Genomic DNA, 20,914 nt, shown 5'->3' with positions numbered 1-20,914 from the left:
GTACCGAGATATCCGCGCCCGCCGGATCAGGCCCCGTCGCCGCTGGTCCCGTCGGACGGCGTGATCTCGAACCCGATGCGGCGGTTGCCGCGGGGGTCCTCCTGCTTGAGCTGCTGGCGCATCCGCTCGTACTCCTTCTCCACCTCCGCCGTCACGCTCGGGCGCGTGTCCGCCAGGGCCTCGTCGAAGTTGGCGGCCGTGACCGTCTCCGTCTCGAGGTCGGCGCGCAGGGCCACGAGTCCCGCCTTGCGGACGAGGTTTTCGAGGTCGGCGCCCGAGTAGCGCTCCGTCCGCTCCGCGAGCGCGTCGAGGTCGACGCCGTCCGCCAGCGGCATCTCGGCCGTCTGGATCTCCAGGATGCGGCGGCGGCCCTCAGCGTCCGGCACGGGGACGTAGACGATCTCGTCGAAGCGGCCCGGCCGCAAGAGCGCCGGGTCGAGCAGCGTCGGCCGGTTCGTCGCGCCGATGACGATGACGCCCTGGAGCTCTTCGAGCCCGTCCATCTCCGCGAGGAGCGTGTTGACGACGCGCTCGGTCACGTTCGAGTCGCCCTGCCCGCCGCCGCGCGAGGGCGCGAGCGCGTCGATCTCGTCGATGAAGATGACCGTCGGCGACACCTGTCGGGCGCGCTTGAACAGCTTCGAGACTTGCTTTTCGGACTCGCCCACCCACTTGCTCAACAGGTCGCTGGACTTGGTCGCGATAAAGTTGGCCTCGGCCTCCCGGGCGACGGCCTTCGCCAGCAGCGTCTTGCCGTTGCCGGGCGGGCCGAACAGTAGGAAGCCGCGCGCCTGGCGGATGCCGAGCCGGCGGAATGCCTCGGGGTGCTTCATGGGCAGCTCGATGCCCTCCTGGAGCTGGCGCTTGGTCTCCTCCAGCCCCCCGATGTCGTCCCAGCCGACCGTCGGGACCTGGATCTGGATCTCGCGCAGCGCCGACGGCTGCACGCGCCGGATGGCGTCGGCGAAGTCGTCGCCACGAACCACCAGCTCGTCCAGAATCTCGGCCGGGATCTCGTCCTCGTCGAGGTCGATGTTGGGGAGCAAGCGGCGGAGCGCCGAGATGGCGGCCTCGCGCGCGAGCGCGCCGAGATCGGCGCCGACGAACCCGTAGGTCGTCCGCGCCAATTCGACCAGGTCGACGTCCTCCGCCAGCGGCATGCCGCGCGTGTGGATGTCCAGGATCTGGCGGCGGCCGGCCGTGTCCGGCACGCCGATGACGATCTCGCGGTCGAAGCGGCCCGGCCGGCGGAGCGCCTCGTCGATGGCGTCGGGCCGGTTGGTGGCGCCGATCACGACCACATTCCCGCGCCCTTCGAGCCCGTCGAGCAGCGTGAGCAGCTGGGCGACGACGCGGCGCTCGGCCTCGCCGGTCTCGTCGCGCGCCGGGGCGATCGAGTCCAGCTCGTCGATAAAGATGATGGCCGGCGCGTTCTCGGCGGCCTCCTCGAAGACCGTCCGCAAGCGCTCCTCCGACTCGCCGTAGTAGCGGCCCATGATCTCGGGCCCGTTGATGACGGAAAAGCTGGCGTTCGTCTCGTTTGCGACGGCTCGCGCCAGCAGCGTCTTGCCGGTCCCGGGCGGGCCGTACAAGAGCACGCCCTTGGGCGGGTCGATGCCGAGTCGGGCGAACAGCTCGGGGTGCTTGAGCGGAAGCTCGATCATCTCGCGGACCTGATCGACCGTGTCGCCGAGCCCGCCGATGTCGTCGTACGTGATGCCGACGGGGCCCTCGCCCGAGCGCGGCTCTTGGTACTCCGGGAGCAGCTCGATCTCGGTCTGCTCCGTCACCTGCACGATCCCCTTGGGCGAGGTCTGGGTCACGATGAGCCGGATCTCCTGGAGGCCGAACGCGCGCTGCTGGCCAAAGAGGCGCTGCGCGATCTCGGGCGGCAGCCCGGGCACGCCGTCTTGCGGGCCGGGCTGGCTGCGGTAGACCGACGTCGAGACGGTGTCGCCGGAGACGAGCGGCCGGCCGAGGAGGGTGCGCAGGAGCGCCTGCCCCCGGCCCTGCAGCCGCACGCCCGGCTGGGCCGGCGCCAGCGTCACTTTCGCGGCGGGCTGGACACGCGCCGCCGACACCTCGACGTGGTCGCCCATGCCGACGCCGGCGTTCGCCCGCAAGAGGCCGTCGAGCCGGATGATGCCCAAGCCCGCGTCGGCGGAGTAGGGCGGGAGCGCGATGGCGGCCGTCGTGCTGGTGCCGTCGAGCTGGACGACGCCGCCCGGCGCCAGCCCGAGCTCGGCGAGCGCCTCCTGGCTCAGCCGCGCGACGCCCTTGCCCACGTCGGGGTTCTGGGCGCCGGCGACCTGGAGACGAACGGTGGTGCTGGAGACTTCGGCCATGTCGGGAGAGGGGAGCGGCCGGTTCCACCCCGCCGCGCGCGCGGGGTTCGCTTGGTAGCCCGGCCTCACACACGCTTCAGCCGCTCCCGCCTCGAGCCCGAGGTGAAGCGAGTCGTGGTACCATCGGGACTCTCCACGCTCCCCGCCCGATGGACCCGACCTGGACCAGCCTCCTCCCGCCCGTACTCGCCATCGGCCTCGCCATCGGCACGCGGCAGGTCTACCTCTCGCTCGGCGCCGGCGTCTGGCTCGGCTTCACCATCCTCGCGGGCGGCAACCCGCTCGCCGGGCTCGGCGGCGCCATCGACGGGGCCGTCGGCGTGTTCGAGGACGCTGGCAACACACGCGTGCTGTTGTTCACGCTCGTCATCGGCGCGCTGATCGCGACGGTCGAGGCGGGCGGCGGCGTCAAGGGGTTCGTCGATACGCTGGAAAAGCGGGGCTGGGCGTCGACGCCGCGCGGCGCGCGCGTGCTGGCGTTCCTGGTCGGCGTGGTCATCTTTATCGAGTCCAACATCACCGTGTTGGTGGCCGGCGCCGTCAGCCGACCCCTCTTCGACCGTCAGAACCGCTCGCGCGAGATGCTGGCCTACCTCATCGACTCGACCAGCGCGGCGATCTGCGTGCTGATCCCGCTCAATGCCTGGGGCGCCTACGTGCTGAGCCTCTTGGGCGAGCAGGGCGTCGAGGACCCGCTGCGGCTGTTCGTGTCCTCCATCCCGTACAACGCCTACGCGCTGGCGGCCGTCGCGCTGGCGGCGTTCGTGGCCGTCACCGGCTGGCGGTTCGGGCCGATGAAGACGGCCGAGGAGCGGGCCGAGCGCGGCGAGCGGTTCGCGCCGGGCGCCGCGCCGGATGTGGACGAGACGGCGCTCGTGCCCGAGCCCATCGGCGCCATCCCGCCGCGCGTGCTCAACATGCTGCTCCCGCTCGGCACGATGGTCCTGATGATGCCGCTCTCGCTGTGGATCACCGGCGACGGGAACCTGCTCGACGGCTCGGGCTCGACGAGCGTGCTATGGGCCGTGCTGTCGGGCCTGCTGGTGGCTTGGGGCCTGATGCTCGCCCAGCGCGGGATGACCGTCGAGCAACTGACGACGACCGGGCTCAAGGGGGCGGGCGGGATGCTGGGCATGGCCTTCGTGCTGCTCCTGGCGCTCGCGCTCGGCGCCGTCACGCGCGAGCTGGGCGCGGGCGTCTACGTGGCGTCCGGCGTGGCCGAAGCCGGCGTGGGACCCATCCTGCTCCTGCCCTTGGTGTTCCTAACGGGCGGCTTCGTGGCGTTCTCGACGGGGACGAGCTGGGGCACGTTCGCCATCATGATCCCGATCGCGGTGCCCGCCGCCGCGGCCCTCGGTCTCCCGCTGGCGCCGTTCCTCGCGGCTTCGCTGGCGGGCGGCATCTTCGGCGACCACGCCTCGCCGATCTCGGACACGACCATCGTCTCGTCGCTGGCGGCGGCGACCGATCACATCTCGCACGTCCGCACCCAGTTGCCCTACGCCTTGCTCGCGGGTGGCGTCGCGATCGTCGCCTTCGCCGTCATCGGCGCGACGATCTAGGCCCTGGCCGCCGAAATCCCGGACGACCGCGCGCGGCGGACGAGCCGTGCGGAGCCGCCGATGAACACGGCCAAGCAAAGCACGGCGCCCAGCCCGAACACGCCGCGCGCCAGCCACACGTCGAGGCTGCGCGGCAGCAGTCCGGTCCCACCCGAGAACTGCTCGGCGCTGCCGAACAGCGCCACCCACCCGCCGATCACGCCGAACGCCAGCCAGATCACGCCGACGGCGGCCGACTGCACGGCCGGCCATCGGTGCGCCAGCACCGCCACCCCGCCCATCCCGAAGACGGCGCCGCACAGCGCCAGCACCCAGCCGGGCGCATGGACCGTGCCGGGGTCGACGGGGACGACGCCGGCACCGATGCCGACGAGCGCCGCGCCGGCAGCGAGGAACAGTCCGCCGAAGAGGCGATCGGGGCGGGAAGGTGCCATGTGCCCGAGTATCGACGGCCCGAACCCTCGGATAAACAGGGACGCCGCAGGCGCACTATCCTCCGGTCGAGCCCTCCGGAATCGCCATGCGCCGTTTCATCTTCGTCGCCGGCCTGCTGGCCGCCAGCGCCCTCGCCCAACCCGACACGGGTCCACGCAGTCAGCCCTCCGACGCCTTCCGCGAGCGCGTCCCCGACGATGCCGAGACAGAGGTGCTGGCGGAGGGATTCATCTGGTCCGAGGGCCCGGTGTGGCGGCCGGCCGAGGGGGACCTGCTGTTTAGCGACGTGCCCGGCAACACGGTCTGGCGGTGGTCCGACGCCGACGGCCTGAGCGTCTTCCTGCGCCCGTCCGGGCTGGCGCTGGCGCCGGGCCAAGACGCCAGCGTGGGGAGCAACGGGCTGATCTTGGACGCCGAGGGCCGCCTGCTGCTCGCCGACCACGGCTCGCGCGCCGTCACCCGGCTCATCCCGGGCTCCTGGGTCCGGGAGACGATCGCCGACGGCTACGAGGGGCGTCGCTTCAACAGCCCCAACGACCTCGCGCTGCATTCGTCCGGCGCCCTGTTCGTCACCGACCCGCCGTATGGGTTGGCGGGGCGGGACGACTCGCCCGACAAAGAGCAGCCGCACAACGGCGTCTACCGCGTCGACCCCGACGGCACGGTCGCCCTCCTCATCGACGACCTCACGTGGCCGAACGGCGTCATCCTATCGGCCGACGAGCGGACGCTCTACGTCGCCAACTCGGACCCGGCCCAGGCGATCTGGCGCGCGTACCCGGTCGCGCCGGACGGCTCGCTCGGCGAGGGCCGCCTGCTCTTCGACGCGACGCCGATGGTGGGCGAGGCCAACCCCGGCCTGCCCGACGGGATGGCGATGGCCGACGACGGGACGCTCTTCGCGACCGGGCCCGGCGGCGTGCTGCTGCTGGCGCCCGACGGCACGCACCTCGGCACGATCCGGACCGAGCGGGCGACCGCCAACCTCACCTTCGGCGACGACGGGCACGCGCTCTACCTCACGTCCCACGACCGGCTGCTCCGCATCCGAGTGACCGCCCGGGGCGTCGGGTTCGGCGAGTGAGCCCGGTCGTGATCCTGGCCGTCGGGATGGCGACGGTCTTGGGTCTGATCGTCGTGGGGCGTGTGCACGCGTTCCTGGCGCTGCTCGCGGCGGCACTCGCGGTAAGCCTGCTGGCGGACGGCCCGACGGGCGAGTCCGTCGCGCGCGTTGCGGAGGCGTTCGGGGCGACGGCCGCGTCCATCGGCATCGTCATCGCGTTCGCCGCCGTCATCGGCTCGGCGATGACCGCGAGTGGCGCCGCCGACCGGGTCGTCCGCGCGTTCACCGGCACTGACCACCCCGAGCGGGCGGCGCCCGCGCTCGCCGCCAGCGGGGCGGTGCTGGCGATCCCGGTCTTTTTCGACACCGTGTTCTACCTGCTGATCCCACTCGCGCGGTCGGCGGCGCGGGCCTCGGGGCGCGGGTACCTCAAACTGCTTCTCGCGGTCGCGGGCGGCGCAGCGATCTCGCACACGCTCGTCCCGCCGACGCCGGGCCCCCTCGTGACGGCCGCCGAGTTGGGCGTCGACCTCGGGACGATGATGGGCGTGGGGCTGGTGATCGCCGTCCCGTGCACGGCCGCCGTGCTGCTGTTCGCAGGCTGGGCGGACCGCCGGATGTCGCAGCCCGTGCCCCAGGCGCTGGCGTCCGACCCGTCACCCGGAGAGCCGCTTGCGCTGCCGTCGCTGGGCCTCGCGCTGCTGCCGGTCGGGCTGCCCGTCGCGCTGATCGGCGCGGCGACCGTCGCGACGGCGCTCGACCGCACCGTGCCCGTGCTGGCGGCGCTCGGCAACCCGAACCTCGCGCTTGGGCTGGCGGCCGTCGCCGCGCTGGCCGTCCAGGTCCGCCAGCGGGGGACGGACCGCCGGGCGCTCGCGGCGTCGGTCGAGGCGGCGCTGATGGCGGCCGGCGTCATCATCCTGATCACGGCGGCGGGCGGCGCGTTCGGGGCGATGCTCCGCGCGGCCGGTGTCGGCGACGTGGTGGCCGGGCTCGTGGGCGGCGGCGCAGGCGGCTTTTCCCTTCTGTTTCTCGCCTTCGGGACAGCTAGCCTCCTCAAGACCGCCCAGGGCTCGTCGACGGTCGCCATGATCACGACGGTCGGGCTGGTCTCCGGCGCCGTCGCGGGCGTCGACCTGCCGTTCCACGCGGTCTACCTCGCCACGGCCATCGCCAGCGGATCCTTGGTGGGCTCGTGGATGAACGACAGCGGGTTCTGGATCTTCGCCACGATGGGCGGGCTCGGCGAGGTCGAGACGCTCAGGACGTGGACGCCGCTGCTCGCGCTCGTCGGCTTGGTGGCGTTCGCGACGACGCTCCTGCTGGCGTGGCTCGTCCCGATGGCGTAGCGGGCCTCTCGGCCGTGTCATCCTGAGCGGAGTGGAGGGTGGAGCCCGGAACGCAGTCGAAGGATCTCCGCCGCGCAGCTCTCAGCTACAGTGCGATATGAGACGTGGTAGTCGGCTGATTCCCCGGACTCGGTCCGGGGCAGACTCGTCGATTCGCTGCGCTCGCTCAGAGACTGTTCGGGGAGTGGCACAGGCTCGCTACGGCGTCCCCTCTCCCTGTGGGAGAGGGTGAGGGGCCATCAGGCGCCTCTCGAGTATCGCCGTATGGGTCCCCGCCTGCGCGGGGAGGACTCTGTTGAGGGGCGGTGACTTTCCCAGACAGTCTCTCAAGATGACGCGGTGGGGCCTCATGCTGGACCGTCGCACCCCTCTACGCGTCGACCGCGTGCTCGCGGAGCGCGTCCAGCCCAACGACGGCCAGTGCCTTCTCGTGCGTCGCCTCCAGCACCACGTCCGGCGCGACGCCGGCTTCCAGTGCCTCGGCCCAGCGGCTGAGGCACAGGCACCAGCGGTCGCCGGGCCGCAGGCCGGGGAAGCGGAACTCGGGGCGGGGCGTCGAGAGGTCGTTGCCGCGGGCGCGCGAGAAGGCCAGGAAGTCGGCCGTCATCACGGCGCAGACGACGTGCGTGCCGTGGTCGTCCGGCCCGGTCTCGCAGCAGCCGTCGCGGTAGAAGCCGGTCATCGGGGCGCGGCTGCAGGCGACCAAGTCGCCGCCCAAGACGTTTTTGGAGGGGAGGAGCTGCATGTCAGTCGGTCTCGGTGGGGAAGCCCGCGCCGGTCCACGCCCGCCAGCCGCCGTCCATGGACTCGACGGCCGTGTAGCCCATCGCGCCCAGCGACTGGGCCGCCAGCGCCGAGCGGTAGCCGCCGCCGCAGTACAGCACGATCGGCGCGCCGAGGTCGGGCAGCGCCTCTTCGGCGTCGCGCTCCAGGACGCCGCGCCCAAGGTGGACGGCGCCCGGCAGGTGGCCGCGGTCCCACTCGGCCCGCTCGCGGACGTCGACGAGCGTGAAGGGGTCGCCGTCGATCATCCGCTGGCGGACGGCGGGGGCGTCGGTCTCGGCGATCTGGGCGCGGGCGGCGTCGACGAGCGCGACGAAGCGAGGGGCGTGGTCCATCGGTCGGTCAGGGAGGGAGGATGGAGCGCGCCAGCCCAGCGCAGGTTCCTCACGCGTGCCGAGACAGCGAAAGGCAATCGGCCGTCATCGCGTCCGTTCCGGGCCGGTGAACGGCGCTCGCGCTCCGACGGCACAGAGTCCGCACAGACCGGTGCGGACCCTCCCGCCGACCCGGCGGGTATACTCGCCCCGACCTCAGCATTCGATTCCCATGCGTCTCGCCCTTCTCCTGTTCGCCGTCGCCCTCGCCGGGCCTGTCGTCGGTGCTCAGAGCGCCGCTGACCGCGCCGCCGACGCGGCCATCTCGGCCGACTTCGCCCAAGACGGCCCGGTCACCTACTTCAGCCAGTCGTGGCTGGTCGACACGATGAACCGGCGGACCGCCGAGTCCATCCGCGAGGTCCCGCGCGTGTACTACGACTACTACGTCGTGCCCCAAGGCCAGAACCGGCTGGAGGCGCGGTTGTCGCTCTACAGCCGCTTCGGCGGCGACCGCGACGTGATCAAGCCGCTCCTGTGGCTGCTCAACCGCAACGACCTCGAGAACCTCCAGCCCGGCGACACGCTCGTCGTGCCGACCCATTTCGGGCTCGACTTCCGGGCCTACTCGCCGTTCCCCCGCTACTACCCCGGCGCCCGGCAGATCGACAAGGTGGTCATTCTCGACAAGCAGATCCAGGCGTGGGGCGCCTACGAGAACGGCGAGCTGGCGCGGTGGGGCATCATCAGCACCGGCGTCGAGAGCGCGCGGACGCCGAGCGGCCGGTTCAACATCAACTGGAAGCAGGACTACCGCGTGAGCACGCTGAGCCCGGGCTACGGCTCGACGGCGCCCGGCGCCGAGCTCTGGGAGATGTACTGGGTGATGAACCTCCACGAGGCGCGCGGCATCCACATGCACCAGTACGCGCTGCCTACCTCGGGCCCGGCCTCCCACGGCTGCATCCGCTTGCTAGAGCCCGACGCGCAGTGGCTCTACACCTGGACCGACACCTGGGACGTCCAGAACCAGCGCGACCCGATCTCGTCGGTCGGCGCCAAGATCACCGATCAGGGCACGATGGTGCTCATCATCGGCGAGGACATCTCTGAAGCGCCCCAGCCATTCTTGCACCGCGAGCGCTACCCGGTGATCCGGATGGTCAGCCTCCCGCCGGACCCGTACGCCGTCCCCGCCGGGACCGAGCAGCAGCGCGCCTTCGACCGGCTCGCCGGCCGCCGCTAGCGCGCCGTCGCCGTCCGATCCCTGAGCGCCCCGCCACCCATTGGCGGGGCGCTCGCCGTTTGTGCGCGCCCTCAGGCCTGGCCCCGCTTGCGGACGGGCGACTCGACGGGCGACCTGACGTCCGTGCCGTGACCCCGGGATCGCCCTTGCCGATCGATCTGGGGACCCGGCCGCGACGCTGGAGACAGGCACCGGCAGGTCATATCAACAAGAGCGCCCCGCCAGCACAAGCCGGCGGGGCGCTCCCAAACGAATCGGGCGGGCCGACTACTCGGCCGCCGCCGGCACGATGTCGACGACGACGCCGACCTGGGGCTGGAGCCGCGTGCGGAGCATCTCGCGCGTGTCGGGGTGGATGGCGAACTCGATCGGGCCGCCCTCGGAGGGCTGGGCCTCGACGATCCACGCCGAGACGCCGCCCACGTCGTCGCGGCCGACGACGGTCACGGTCGTCTCCTCGGGGCCGTCCTCCGACGAGATGGTGTGGAGCGTGCCGCGCCAGCCCTCCTCGAAGGGCACCAGCCGGACGATCTCGAACACCCAGGAGCCGGCGTAGGCCGGCATCTCGAACATCATGTCGACCGGGTCGGGGTCGCCGCCGCCCTCCGTCTTGGTGCCCGAGACGGCGTTCGCCGTGTATGCTAGGTCGGTGACCGAGCCGTTGTTGTCGCTCATCACCGAGATCGGCGCGAGCGAGGGGTAGGCGGCGACGGCCGTCTCCGACGTCCGCTGGCCGGCCATCGCGATCTCCGTCGTCGTCGTCAGCGTGACCGTCCCGGCGGCCTCGTCCACCACCATGCGCCGCGTGGCCGTGCCGGCGTCCTGCTGGATCGGCTGGACGATCTTGACGACGTAGTCGCCCTCGTAGTCCGTCAGGCCGCTGAGGTCGAGGCGGTCGAGGCCGGGGCGCAGCTCGATGGCGGGCGTCTCGGCGTCCATCGCCGCCAGCATCGCCTCGGTGACGGGCTCCGTCACGATCTCGGTGTCGCCGGTCGCCGTCGTCGTGGAGGCGACCAGGATCCGGGTGCCGTCCTCGACGAAGTACTTCCGAGCGGACGAGCCGCGGCCCTGGCTCGTCTCCTCGACGACCCACGCCGTGACGGTCGAGCCGTCGGCGCGCTGGAAGTCCTGCTGGCCGGTTACGGTCAGCGTGTAGTCGCGGACGCGGCGCTCGGCCGTGAACGTCGGGACCGTCGCCACGTAGCCCTCGGCGAAGGGCAGCGCGCGGGCGATGACGGGGAGCGCCTCGGGGAAGAAGACCTCGGCGGGCAGCGTGATGTCGAACGGGAGCGGATCCCACTCGCCACGGCCGTACGTGCCGGTGACGCGGGCGCCATCGTAGCGCGTCGTGCCGGCGTCGCCGTTCGTGGAGCGCTCGCGCAGGATCGGCGCCAGCGTCGGCCACGCCATCGAGACCGTGACGTCGTAGACCTGGCCCGCGCGGGGCACGTCGGCGTTCGTGCTCATGGTGACCGTGTCGCCGTCGCGCTCGACGGTCGTGGCGACGAGCCCGAGGTCGGCCGGGCGGGGCTCGGTCACGCGGACGCGGACGGTCTCGGTGTCGAGCGAGAGCCCGGCGGTCAGGAGGTCGGGGTGGCCGGGCCGCAGGGTGACCTGGGCAAAGGCCGGGGCCGCGACGACGGCGAGGGCCATCAGGGCGAGAAATGCGCGCATGTGTGTCGGTTGTGTCGGAAAGGGGAGAGGGAGGATACGAGCCGGGTCGCCCCGTGGTCCGGCACGCCACCGCCCGCCGACGGGCCTCGTCGACGGGCGGGCGGTCCGGGAGCAGCGGGCTACTCGGCCGGGGCGATCTCGATGACGACGCCCGGCTGGGGCGAGAACTGCGTCGACAGCAGCGCCCGCGTCTCGGCGTCGACGGCGTAGGTCATCGTCAGCGGGCCCATCTCGACGGTCACGGGCACCGAGGCCCGGTCGCCGTCGGGCGTCGCCGTCGTGCCGGCCGCGCCGACGGTGAGCACGGCCATGAACGTCTCGTCGGGCGACTGCGTGGCGTAGGCCTGGACGCGGGCCACGAGCCCGGCCTCGAGCGGCAGGCTCTGCGCGATCTCGCCCATCCAGGCGCTGTCGAAGACGGGCCCGTTGGTCATCACCATCACCGTCTTGGCCTCGCCGTCCTGGGGCGTGAGCAGCCCGACGATGCCCTCGTCCATAAACTCGAGCGAGGCGTCGGAGGGCCCGCCCTCCGAAACGTGCGTGCTCGGCGTCAGCGTCTCGGCGTCGGCCACGAGCGTGTCCGTCTGGAGCATCCCCTGCATCGGGACGGACACGTTCGTCACGCGCGTGACCACGCCGCCGTCGATGGCGATCGTCTCGACCGCCGTGCCGACGTCCTGCTGGATCGGCTGGACCAGCCGGATGGTGTACGACGTGGTGCCGGGCGCGAGCCAGTCGGTCACGAGCGTGCCGTCGCCCGGCGCGACGGTGAGCGTGTCGGGGGCCTGGGCGCTGGCGGAGGCCGCGAGCAGGAGCGAGAGGAGGAGGAAACGCATGGGCGGGAGGCTAGCGGGGGGTGGCTTCGACGAGGTAGCCCGGGGCGGGCGCGACGGTCATCTTGAGGAGGTCGCGGGTCTCGGGATCCACGAAATAGCGCTGGGTGCGGCCGCCGACCGAGGATTCCACGACGAACGCCGACACCGTCGAGCCGTCGCGGCGGGTGGCGTCCTCGCGGCCGACGACTTCGATCGCGGCGTCGCGGAAGCGGTGCTCGCCCGAGAACGTGGGTGCGGTGGCGGTGTAGCCCTCGCGGAGCGGGACGGCACGCGCGATGAGCGCGATGGAGCCGGGCCCGAACACGGGCGACTCGGCGCTGAGGTCGAACGCCAGCGGCGTGGCGCCGTTGTCGCCGTACGAGCCGGTCATGCGCAAGCCGTCGAAGCGGACTTGCTCGCGGTCGCCGCCGTTGAGGTCGGTCGACGCGTACGAGACCGGCGCCAGCGAGGGCCACGCAAACCGCGTCGTGTCGCGCTCGCTCTGGCCGTTGCCGCCGGGCATCGACAGGTCGATGGCCCGCATCACGGTCACCGTCCCGTCGTCGTGCTGGGTGACGGTCTCGCTGATCGTGCCGAGAGACTGGACGGACGGCTGGACGATCCGGACGTCGAGCGTCACGTCGCGGACGGTGACCGCGGCGGTCGCGAGGTCGGCGTGGCCGGGGGCGAGAACGACGGTGTCTTGGGCGAGGGCGGGGACGGCCGCGAGCAGGGCGGCGAGAGCGAGAAGGCGCAAGAGAACGGTTGGGAAGTGTGCCGCGCCCTACGGTCCTCGCCCTGCCGGGTTACGGAGAGAGGAGTAGAAGAGAAAGAGGGTGCCAGGCCAAAGGCCTCCGTCCGCATGCATCTGCTAGTCCTCTTCTCCTCCTGTCCTCTCCTCTTACCGCCGCGCCTCGCCGATGCGCCGCGCGAAGGCGATGCCGAAGCCGAGCCCGACGATGCCGGTCCCGAGCCACAGCAGCGAGATCCACGGCTTCTCGTAGGCCTGTACGACGACCCAGTCCTCGGCCGCGACCGTCGCGCCCTCGAACACGAGTCGGATGGCCCCTTCGTCGACCACCATCCCCGCGAAGGCGACGCCCAAGCCCCAGTCGAGGGTGCGGTTCTGGACGAACTGCTGCTGGCCGTCGGTCGTGATGACGTAGACCGGGCGCAGCGTGCGCGTCTCGCCCGTCGCGTGGTTCGTCACCTCCAGACGCGCGGCGACGGCGAGGTCGACCTCAGAGGCGACCAAGCCGACGGCGTCGAGGTCGACCTCGAGCTCGTAGTCGACGAACGTCACCGAGTAGGCGTCGTCGCGGGCGGGTGTCGACAGGGCGACGGCCTCGCCGCGCGCCAGCTCGGTCTCGGCCTGGCCCTCGCCTGTGTTCTCGCTCATCGCCGACGGGAAAACGGCGACGTAGAGGTCCTTGACGACGCCCTCGCGCACGTCGGGGTGCTGGATCCACTGGTCGCGGCCGTCCTTGTAGACCACGTTGCGCGTCTGGAACTGCTCGCCGTTGCGGTTGACGACGTCCATCACGTAGACCGGGCGGCCCTCGGCGTTGACCTCCTGGCCGGTGTACGTCCAGCGGTAGCCGTCGGCCGCGACCGTGCGGCCGAGCGGGACGACCACGTTGTCGCGGCGGCCCTGGATGTCGGTCCCGTTGCCGTCCGAAATGGGGTCGTTGAAGACCGACGACGCGAACGTGCCGAGCAGCACCAGCCCGAAGCCGACGTGCGTCAGGCTGCCGCCGACCATCTTGAGGTTGCCGCGCCCGACCCGCCACATCACGGACAGGTTGCCCCACAGCATGAAGAACGAGGCGAAGAGCAGCAAGAGCAGCAACAGCGAGGTGCCGTGCGTGGCGAAGAACGTCGAGATCGCGGTCGGCAGGATCCCCGCCTCGGCGGCGGCGGCGACCGGCGCCTCGACGCCTAGGCCCGGCCCGGGCGCGACGGTCTCCTGCACGAACGGCGTCAGCAGCACGACGGCCGCCGTGCTCACGACGGTCGCGACGACGGGCCGGAACAGCACGCGGTTCGCGTCCTCGACGGACATCTTGCGCCACCAGAAGAGCTGCGCCATCCCGCCCAGGAACGCGATCGCGACCGCGAGCGGGACCGTCCACGTCGTGTAGAACTCGACCGGCACGGCGCTCGGGTTGTCGCGGAAGAGCTTGCCGAAGATGGGGGCGGACGTGCCGAGCGCGATCACGCCGCCCGTCACCGCCAGCAAGAGCGCTCCGGTGAAGACGAGCGACTCTCGGGACAGCACCGCCGGGGGCGTTGCCGGGGCGGGCAGGTCGCGCCAGCGCCACGCCAGCATCCCGAAGCCCAGAATCCCGACGGCCGAGATCCACAGGAGCAGCTGGTTGTAGAGCCCGAGGTCGACGAAGCTGTGGACCGACACGTCGCCCAGGATGCCAGAGCGCGTCAGGAACGTCGAGTAGATGACGAGCTGGAACGCGAGCACGCTCAGCCACAGCGCCGCCTTGTGGCCGGCAGCCGTCTTTTTCTGGACCACCATCGCGTGCAACCCGGCCACGGCGAAGATCCACGGCACGAGGGACGAGTTCTCGACCGGATCCCACGCCCACCAGCCCCCAAAGCTCAGCGTCTCGTAGGCCCACCAGCCGCCCATCATGATGCCCACGCCGAGCACGCCGGTTCCGGCGAGCGCCCACGGCAGGGCGGGCTTCACCCACTGCGTGTAGCGCTTGCGGTAGAGCCCGGCGACGGCGAACGCGAACGGCACCATCAGCAGCGTGAACCCGACGAACAGCGTCGGCGGGTGGATGGTCATCCAGGGGTTCTGCAACAGGTCGTTCAAGCCCTGCCCGTCGGCCGGGACGAAGCCGGCGACCTGGAGCATCGGGGCGTCGGGAAACTTCTCGGCCAGCGTCACGAACGGGCTGGCGCCGACGGCGACCGAGCCCAGCTGGAGGCCGACCACCATCGACAGCAAGAACGCCTGGCACAGCGACACGACGGCCAGCACCGGGGCCGCGAACACGCGCCGGGCCTCAGTCGCCGGCTCCCCGCCGTCGCTCCGCACGGACCACCGGATGAGCAGGCCGCCGACGATCGTCGTCATGATGATCCACAACAAGAACGAGCCCTCCTGCCCGGCCCAGAACGCCGACAGCGTGTACCGGAACGGCATCGCCGTCGAGGTCTGCTGGTAGACGTAGGCGAGGTCGTAGTGGCCGCCGAACAGGGCCGTCCACAGCATCGCCGAGGCGACGACGACGCCCGCGCCGACGGTGGCCCAGCTCCACCGGCCGATCCGGGCCCACCCGGCGTCGGGCGCTTGGCGGCTGGCGAGGGCAAAGCTGACGAGCGCCGCCAACGAGGCAACGAAGGCGACGACGAGGGCGACGTGGCCGATGGGTCCGATCATCACGGGAGGGCGCGAGCGCGAGGGGTTTCAGCCTGGGCTGAAAGGTACGGGGCGAGCCCGCGCGCTCGTATGCGCCGGCCGTGGATTTGGCGGGCGCTCGCGGTCCGCTAGGCGGCCTCGCGTCCGCCCCGTCGGTGGACGTGCCACAGCAAGAACGCGGGGATGCTGAACGCGAGGCTCCCCGCCAGCGACATCGCGACGAACGCGATCCACCCGGGGCGCCGCACGTCCGACCGCGCGATAAGCCACGCGGCGAGGACGGTGAGGAGGACGGCCTCCCCGATGAAGGCGAGGGCGAGCGGGTTGCCGAACGCCGCGGCGATCGTCTCCGGGCGGACGAGGGCGGCGTAGAAGAAGAGCCCGTTGACGCCCAGCCCGCCGACGGCAGCGGTGAGCCAGAGGAGTGGGCGGTACGGACGGAGAGCGTCGAGAGTGGCCATGGCGGCGGAGGAGGGGAGTCCCCCCATGGTCGCCGGTCCGCCGCGTGCCGTGCCTTGACGCTCGTCAAGAACGGCGTGCCCGGACCCGGCTCAGCGTCTCCGGCGTCATCCCGAGGTACGAGGCGACGTGCCGGAGCGGGACGAGGTCGAGGAGGTGGGGCGATTCGCGGACGAGCCGGGCGTACCGGGCCTCGGCCGAGAGCGACAGCATCTCGCGCTCGCGCTTCCCGCGCCCGGCGAGGGCGAGCGCCAGCAGGCGCGACACCCAGTGCTCGAGCGCCCGGTGCCGGTCGACGAGTGCGGCGAACGTCGAGTGGTCGGTCTCGAGCTGGGCCCCGTCCGTCATCGCCTCGAGCGTGTAGGCCGAGGGCGTCTGGAGGAAGAAGGAGTCGGGGACGCCGGTGAAGTCGGCCGGATACGCGAACGCGATCGTGACCTCGGCGGCGTCGGGCGTCAGGAAGTAGCCGCGCTGGACGCCCTCGGCCACCTGGGCAAACCGCCGCTCGACGTCGCCGGCACGGGTGAGCACCTCACCCGCGCGGACTGGGCGGAGGCGCCACACGTCGCGGAGATCGGCCCACACGTCATCGGGGAGCGGAGCGACTTGGTCGAACGAGGACCGCAGGGCGGCGAGCGCGGCGTCGAGGGGGGCCATCGGCGGGGCGGGCGGGGCGGCAAGATCTCTCTCGACCCCGGCGCGTGCGGCACCGCGTCGCAGGCGACGCGTACCGGCCGCCCCTCCCCTCCGCACCGCATGTCTCCCCAGCCCCACCTCGGCGTCGTCGGCCTCGGCATCATGGGCCGCAACCTCGCCCTCAACGCCCTCGACGCGGGCGCCGCCGTCGCCGGCACCGACCTCGGCGAGGACGCCGTCCGCGGCTTCGAAGAGGAGGCGACCCGACCGGTCACCGCGACGACCGACCTCGACACGTTTCTCGACGCGCTCCCGGCCCCGCGAAATATCCTGGTGATGGTGCCCGCCGGTGCGGTCGACTCGGTCCTCTCGACGCTGGCGCCCAAGCTGTCCTCCGGCGACCTGGTCATCGACGGCGGCAACTCGCATTTCCCCGACACGCGCCGCCGCCACGACGAGATGGCGGCCAAGGGGCTCCACTTTTTTGGGATGGGCGTCTCGGGTGGTGAGGACGGCGCCCGCCACGGGCCGAGCATGATGCCCGGCGGCCCGGAGGTCGTCTACGACCGGGTCGCGCCGATCCTGGAAGGCATGGCGGCCAAGGTCGACGGCGAGCCGTGCGTGGCGCACCTCGGGGCGGGCGCCTCGGGCCACTACGTCAAGATGGTCCACAACGGCATCGAGTACGGGCTGATGCAGCTGCTGGCGGAGTCCTACGACCTCATGAAGCGCGGGGCCGGGCTCGGCAACGACCGGATGGGCGACCTCTACGCCGAGTGGAACACGGGACCGCTCGCGTCCTACCTCGTCGAGATCACGGCCCACATCCTGCGCCAGCCCGAGGTCGTGGAGGTGAGGCCGGACGAGACGCCGGGCGACGAGGCCCCACCGGAAGGCGTCACCGGCCCCTACCTCCTGGACTTTATCAAGGACACCGCCAAGCAGAAGGGGACGGGCAAGTGGACGAGCCAGGACGCCCTCGACCTTGGCGTCCCGACGCCCACCATCGACGCGGCCGTCACCGCCCGCTACGTCTCGGCCCTCAAGGACGAGCGCGTGGCAGCGGCCGAACTCCTGGGCACGCCGGCCGGCCGCGCTGACGACCCCGACCATCTCGTGGCCTCGCTCGAACGCGCCTTGCGCGCCGCGTTCCTGGTCACCTACGCCCAGGGCTTCGCGCTCTTGAAGCGCGCCAGCGACGCCTACGAGTACGGGCTCGACCTCGAGACGGTCGCCAAGGTCTGGCGGGGCGGCTGCATCATCCGGGCCGACATGCTGGAGACCTTCCGCGAGGCCTTCCGCGCCGACGACGACCTCCCCAACCTGCTCGTCGCCCCGGCCTTCACCGAGATCCTCTCCGATTGCCGGGTCGCGCTCCGCGACGCCGTCCGCCTGGGCGTCGGTGCGGGCATCCCGCTCCCGGCGTTCTCGGCCTCGCTCGCCTACCTCGACGCCTACCGCTCCGAGTGGCTCCCGGCCAACTTGGTCGCCGCCCAGCGCGACTACTTCGGCGCCCACACCTTTGCCCGGATCGACAAAGACGGCATGTTCCACTCTCAGTGGGACCCGGCCGGGCTGTAAGAGAGGGGCAAGGTCCGGGGTCCAGGGGTGTCCGACCCCCCCTGTCGAAGCCGAACCCTGCGCCTCGAACCCTGAACCCGTACATGGCTCCTCAGTCCGTCCAACTCATTCTCTTCGGGGCCGCCGGCGACCTCGCCCACCGCAAGCTGATCCCGGCGCTCTACGACCTCCACCGGGAGGGCCACCTCCCTGCCGATGTGGACATTGTCGGCGTGGACCTCAAGGCGATGGAGCCCGACGCCTTCGTCGCCTTCGCCTGCGACGCCGCCGACTCGCTCGGCCGCTTTTTTCCCAAGGACGTCGAGGCCGACGACTGGGCCCGCTTCGCCGAGCGCCTGAGCTACGTCCAGGGCGACGCCACCGAAGCCGAGACGTACCAGCGCTTGGCGGCCCACCTCGACGCGGTCGCCGGCGACGGCGAGCGGCCGGACCGCGTGTTCTACCTCTCCGTCGCCCCGTTCCTGGTGGAGCCCATCGCGACCGGGCTGGCGAGCGCGGCCCTGCTCGCGGACCCCGACCGCGACCGGCTCGTCGTCGAGAAGCCGTTCGGGCACGACCTCGACAGTGCCCAAGCGCTTGATCGGATCCTGCTGGCGTCGGCCCAAGAGAAGCAGGTCTTCCGGATCGACCACTACCTCGGCAAGGAGACCGTCCAGAACCTGCTGGCGTTTCGGTTCGCGAACGCCATGTTCGAGCCGATCTGGGACTCGCGCTACATCGACAGCGTCCAGATCACGGTGGGGGAGACGGTCGGCGTGGAGCACCGGGCTGGATACTACGAGCGGGCCGGCGCCGTCCGCGACATGGTCCAGAACCACCTGCTCCAACTGCTCTGCCTCGTCGCGATGGAGCCGCCGGTCGCGTTCGCCGCCGACGAGGTCCGGAACAAGAAGGTCGACGTGCTCCAGGCCCTCCGCCCGATCACGCCCGAGCGCGTCCATGAGGTCGCCGTGCGGGGCCAGTACGGGCCCGGCGTCCTCCGTGGGGAGCACGTCGCCGGCTACCGTCAGGAGCCGAACGTGGCCAAGCGCTCGGCGACGGAGACGTACGCCGCGTTCAAGCTCGAAGTGGAGAACTGGCGCTGGACGGGCGTCCCGTTCTACCTCCGGACCGGCAAGCGGCTGCCGCGCCGCGTCTCCGAGATCTCGGTCCAGTTCCGCCCCGTCCCGCACCGCGCGTTCCCCGCCGGCGCCGACGAGGCGTTCCAGCCGAACCGGCTCGTGCTCCGCATCCAGCCCGACGAGGGCATCGTGCTCCGCTTCCAGGCCAAGCGGCCCGGCCCGTCGATGCTGCTCCAGCCGGTGGCCATGCGGTTCGACTACGACGAGGCCTTCGACACGCCGCCCGAGGCCTACGAGACGCTGCTGCTCGACGCCATCCGCGGCGACGCCACGCTGTTCATGCGCGCCGACCAGGTCGAGGCCGCGTGGCACGTCGTCGACCCCGTCCTCGAGGCGTGGGCCGCGTCGCCGCCCGCCGAGTTCCCCAATTACGCCTCCGGCACGTGGGGCCCCGCCGCCGCCGACCGCCTGCTGGCGCGCGACGGCCGGGCCTGGGCCGAGCCGCTCCCCGCCGACCCCACGCCCGTCGGGACCGCCCCCGAGGCCATGGCCGACGCCGACGGGTGAGTGAGTGGAGGGGCGCACCGACCAGCGGATGCGCCGGCCCGGGGCCTCGGACTCGCTGTCCCCTACCGCCTGCCCCTCCGCCCTAGCGCTGGTGCAGCTCCAGCCGCTTCTGGACGTTGCCCACCATCTCGCGGAAGCTCGGGTCCGTGTCTCGCTGGTTCTCGACGGAGCGGACGGCGTGGATCACCGTCGAGTGGTCGCGCCCGCCAAAGTGCAGGCCGATCGTCTTCAGGCTGTGGTTCGTGATCTCCTTGGAGAAGAACATCGACACCTGCCGGGCCTGCACGACTTCCCGCTTGCGCGTCCGCGCGCGGACCAAGTCCTCGGGGATGCCGAGGTAGTCGCAGACGACCGACTGGATGGCCTCGATGGTGAGGACGGGCCGGGACTCCTTGATCAAGTCCTTCAGCACGTCGCGCGCGAGGTCCTGGTCGATCTCGCGCGAGGTCAGCGCCGCGTGCGCCTGCAAGCGGATCAGCGCGCCCTCCAGCTCGCGGATGTTGCGCTTGACGTGCGTGGCGATGTACTCGATCACCTGCGGCTTGACGCGCGTGCCGTCGTCCTTGGCGCGGCGGTTCAGGATGGCCACGCGGGTCTCGTAGTCTGGCGGCTGCACATCGGCCGCGAGTCCCCACTGGAAGCGCGAGAGCAGCCGCTCCTCGATGCCGACGATGTCCTTGGGCGGGCGGTCGGCCGAGAGCACGAGCTGCTTGCCCTGCTGGTGGAGCTCGTTGAAGATGTGGAAGAACTCCTCCTGCGTCTTCTCCTTGCCACCGAAAAACTGGACGTCGTCGATGATCAGGATGTCGACGCCGCGGTAGAAGTTGGAAAACTCCGCGATCCGGTTCGACTGGATCGACTGGACGAACTCCTGGGTGAACATCTCCGACGAGACGTAGCGGACCGTCTTCGCGTGGTTGTTCGCAAGCGCGTAGTTGCCAATCGCCTGGATGAGGTGCGTCTTGCCGAGCCCGACGCCGCCGTAGATCAGGAACGGGTTGAAGCTGGTGCCGCCGGGGTCCTGGGCGATGCTCCACGAGGCCGCCCGCGCGAGCCGGTTGCAGTCGCCCTCGATAAACCGCTCGAAGGTGTACGACTCGTTGAGGTGCGGGTCGACCTCGATGGGCTTGACGCCGGGCAGCGCGAAGGGGTGCGCCGACGGCGCCGGGCGGGGCTGGCGACGGTCGGGCTGGAAGCCGCGCGTGGGGTCGAGGGCGCGGCCGGCGCCCGAGGGCACGTCGGCCGAGGGGCGCGGCGGGGTAACGCCGTCGGGGAGTTGGGCGCGAGGCGCCCGCTCAGCCGGGGGGACGTTGGAGGGCTGGCGAGCCGGGAGTTCCATCGACGAGCCGCGTCGCCCGCCCGCCGCCGGCTCGTCGCGCTCGATGACGATGTCGTAGTAGAGCCGTCCGCCCGGGCCCAGCACCTTGGTGATCGTCTTGCGCAAGAGCGCGAAGTAGTGCTCCTCCAGCCACTCGTAGTAGAAGCGGCTCGGGAGCTGGACGGTCAGCTTGAGGGCTCCGTCCTCGTCCTCCAGCCCGACCGCCCGGAGGGGCTCGAACCACGTCCGGAAGCTCTGGCGGCTGATGTTGTCCCGGATGATCCCGAGGCACTCGTCCCAGACGTCGTCGCGCGAGCGGTCCAT

The 20,914-nt window shown here is 71.6% G+C and carries 17 protein-coding genes; 6 read left to right on the top strand and 11 right to left on the bottom strand.

Going from position 1 to position 20,914, the window contains the following annotated elements; genetic code table 11:
* Positions 1-26 precede the first annotated feature (26 nt).
* Positions 27-2,345 (bottom strand): CDC48 family AAA ATPase, encoded by a 2,319-nt coding sequence (locus ACLII4_RS00085; protein ID WP_412068849.1) that lies wholly within the window; start codon positions 2,343-2,345, stop codon positions 27-29.
* Positions 2,346-2,494: 149 nt separating this feature from the next.
* Here ACLII4_RS00085 and ACLII4_RS00080 point away from each other — a divergent pair, with 149 nt between their 5' ends.
* Entirely contained in the window at positions 2,495-3,907 is a 1,413-nt protein-coding gene (locus ACLII4_RS00080; RefSeq protein WP_412068848.1) for a Na+/H+ antiporter NhaC family protein, read from the top strand.
* On the opposite strand, the gene ACLII4_RS00075 is transcribed toward ACLII4_RS00080, so the two are convergent.
* A complete protein-coding gene (locus ACLII4_RS00075; RefSeq protein WP_412068847.1) occupies positions 3,904-4,341 on the bottom strand; it encodes a hypothetical protein in 438 nt (145 codons plus the stop codon). The two genes, ACLII4_RS00080 and ACLII4_RS00075, sit on opposite strands and share 4 nt — an antisense overlap.
* Before the next feature lie 86 nt (positions 4,342-4,427).
* On the opposite strand from ACLII4_RS00075, the gene ACLII4_RS00070 reads away from it, so the two are divergent.
* Together ACLII4_RS00070 and ACLII4_RS00065 are read left to right on the top strand one after the other, a co-directional pair.
* Entirely contained in the window at positions 4,428-5,426 is a 999-nt protein-coding gene (locus tag ACLII4_RS00070) for an SMP-30/gluconolactonase/LRE family protein (RefSeq protein ID WP_412068846.1), read from the top strand.
* Positions 5,423-6,754, top strand: coding sequence for a GntP family permease (locus ACLII4_RS00065; protein ID WP_412068845.1), 1,332 nt, complete (start codon positions 5,423-5,425; stop codon positions 6,752-6,754). The genes ACLII4_RS00070 and ACLII4_RS00065 overlap by 4 nt, the downstream gene beginning before the upstream one ends.
* 370 nt (positions 6,755-7,124) lie before the next feature.
* Here the strand turns inward: ACLII4_RS00065 and ACLII4_RS00060 are convergent, their stop codons facing one another.
* Both ACLII4_RS00060 and ACLII4_RS00055 read right to left on the bottom strand, forming a co-directional pair.
* Complete coding sequence (locus ACLII4_RS00060) at positions 7,125-7,499, bottom strand: DUF2237 family protein (RefSeq protein ID WP_412068844.1); 375 nt, start codon at positions 7,497-7,499, stop codon at positions 7,125-7,127.
* Between the two features lies 1 nt (position 7,500).
* Entirely contained in the window at positions 7,501-7,872 is a 372-nt protein-coding gene (locus ACLII4_RS00055) for a rhodanese-like domain-containing protein (protein WP_412068843.1), read from the bottom strand.
* Between the two features lie 211 nt (positions 7,873-8,083).
* On the opposite strand from ACLII4_RS00055, the gene ACLII4_RS00050 reads away from it, so the two are divergent.
* Entirely contained in the window at positions 8,084-9,097 is a 1,014-nt protein-coding gene (locus tag ACLII4_RS00050; protein WP_412068842.1) for a L,D-transpeptidase, read from the top strand.
* A gap of 267 nt (positions 9,098-9,364) precedes the next feature.
* On the opposite strand, the gene ACLII4_RS00045 is transcribed toward ACLII4_RS00050, so the two are convergent.
* From ACLII4_RS00045 to ACLII4_RS00020, 6 genes are all read right to left on the bottom strand, one after another.
* Positions 9,365-10,771, bottom strand: coding sequence for a hypothetical protein (locus tag ACLII4_RS00045; RefSeq protein WP_412068841.1), 1,407 nt, complete (start codon positions 10,769-10,771; stop codon positions 9,365-9,367).
* A 119-nt stretch (positions 10,772-10,890) separates the two neighbouring features.
* Positions 10,891-11,607: a hypothetical protein gene (locus ACLII4_RS00040; RefSeq protein WP_412068840.1), complete on the bottom strand. Its 717-nt coding sequence runs from the start codon at positions 11,605-11,607 to the stop codon at positions 10,891-10,893.
* A 10-nt stretch (positions 11,608-11,617) separates the two neighbouring features.
* On the bottom strand, positions 11,618-12,343 hold the full coding sequence (locus tag ACLII4_RS00035) for a hypothetical protein (RefSeq protein WP_412068839.1): 726 nt from the start codon (positions 12,341-12,343) through the stop codon (positions 11,618-11,620).
* Between the two features lie 144 nt (positions 12,344-12,487).
* Positions 12,488-14,989, bottom strand: coding sequence for a cytochrome c biogenesis protein CcsA (gene ccsA, locus ACLII4_RS00030; RefSeq protein WP_412068838.1), 2,502 nt, complete (start codon positions 14,987-14,989; stop codon positions 12,488-12,490).
* A 107-nt stretch (positions 14,990-15,096) separates the two neighbouring features.
* The gene (locus ACLII4_RS00025) at positions 15,097-15,429 is read right to left on the bottom strand and encodes a hypothetical protein (RefSeq protein ID WP_412068837.1); all 333 of its coding nucleotides are present in this window, start codon (positions 15,427-15,429) and stop codon (positions 15,097-15,099) included.
* A gap of 64 nt (positions 15,430-15,493) precedes the next feature.
* On the bottom strand, positions 15,494-16,084 hold the full coding sequence (locus tag ACLII4_RS00020; RefSeq protein WP_412068836.1) for a Crp/Fnr family transcriptional regulator: 591 nt from the start codon (positions 16,082-16,084) through the stop codon (positions 15,494-15,496).
* A 99-nt stretch (positions 16,085-16,183) separates the two neighbouring features.
* Between ACLII4_RS00020 and gndA the strand changes: the two genes are divergently transcribed.
* Complete coding sequence (gene gndA, locus ACLII4_RS00015) at positions 16,184-17,644, top strand: NADP-dependent phosphogluconate dehydrogenase (protein ID WP_412068835.1); 1,461 nt, start codon at positions 16,184-16,186, stop codon at positions 17,642-17,644.
* 83 nt (positions 17,645-17,727) lie between these two features.
* Positions 17,728-19,272, top strand: a complete 1,545-nt coding sequence (gene zwf / locus ACLII4_RS00010) for a glucose-6-phosphate dehydrogenase (RefSeq protein ID WP_412068834.1) — start codon at positions 17,728-17,730, stop codon at positions 19,270-19,272.
* Positions 19,273-19,354: 82 nt separating this feature from the next.
* Here the strand turns inward: zwf and dnaA are convergent, their stop codons facing one another.
* Complete coding sequence (dnaA, locus tag ACLII4_RS00005; RefSeq protein WP_412068833.1) at positions 19,355-20,914, bottom strand: chromosomal replication initiator protein DnaA; 1,560 nt, start codon at positions 20,912-20,914, stop codon at positions 19,355-19,357.

This window comes from Rubrivirga aquatilis (assembly GCF_046845665.1).
Lineage (GTDB): Bacteria > Bacteroidota > Rhodothermia > Rhodothermales > Rubricoccaceae > Rubrivirga.
This window is presented reverse-complemented; position numbering and strand designations above follow the sequence as displayed.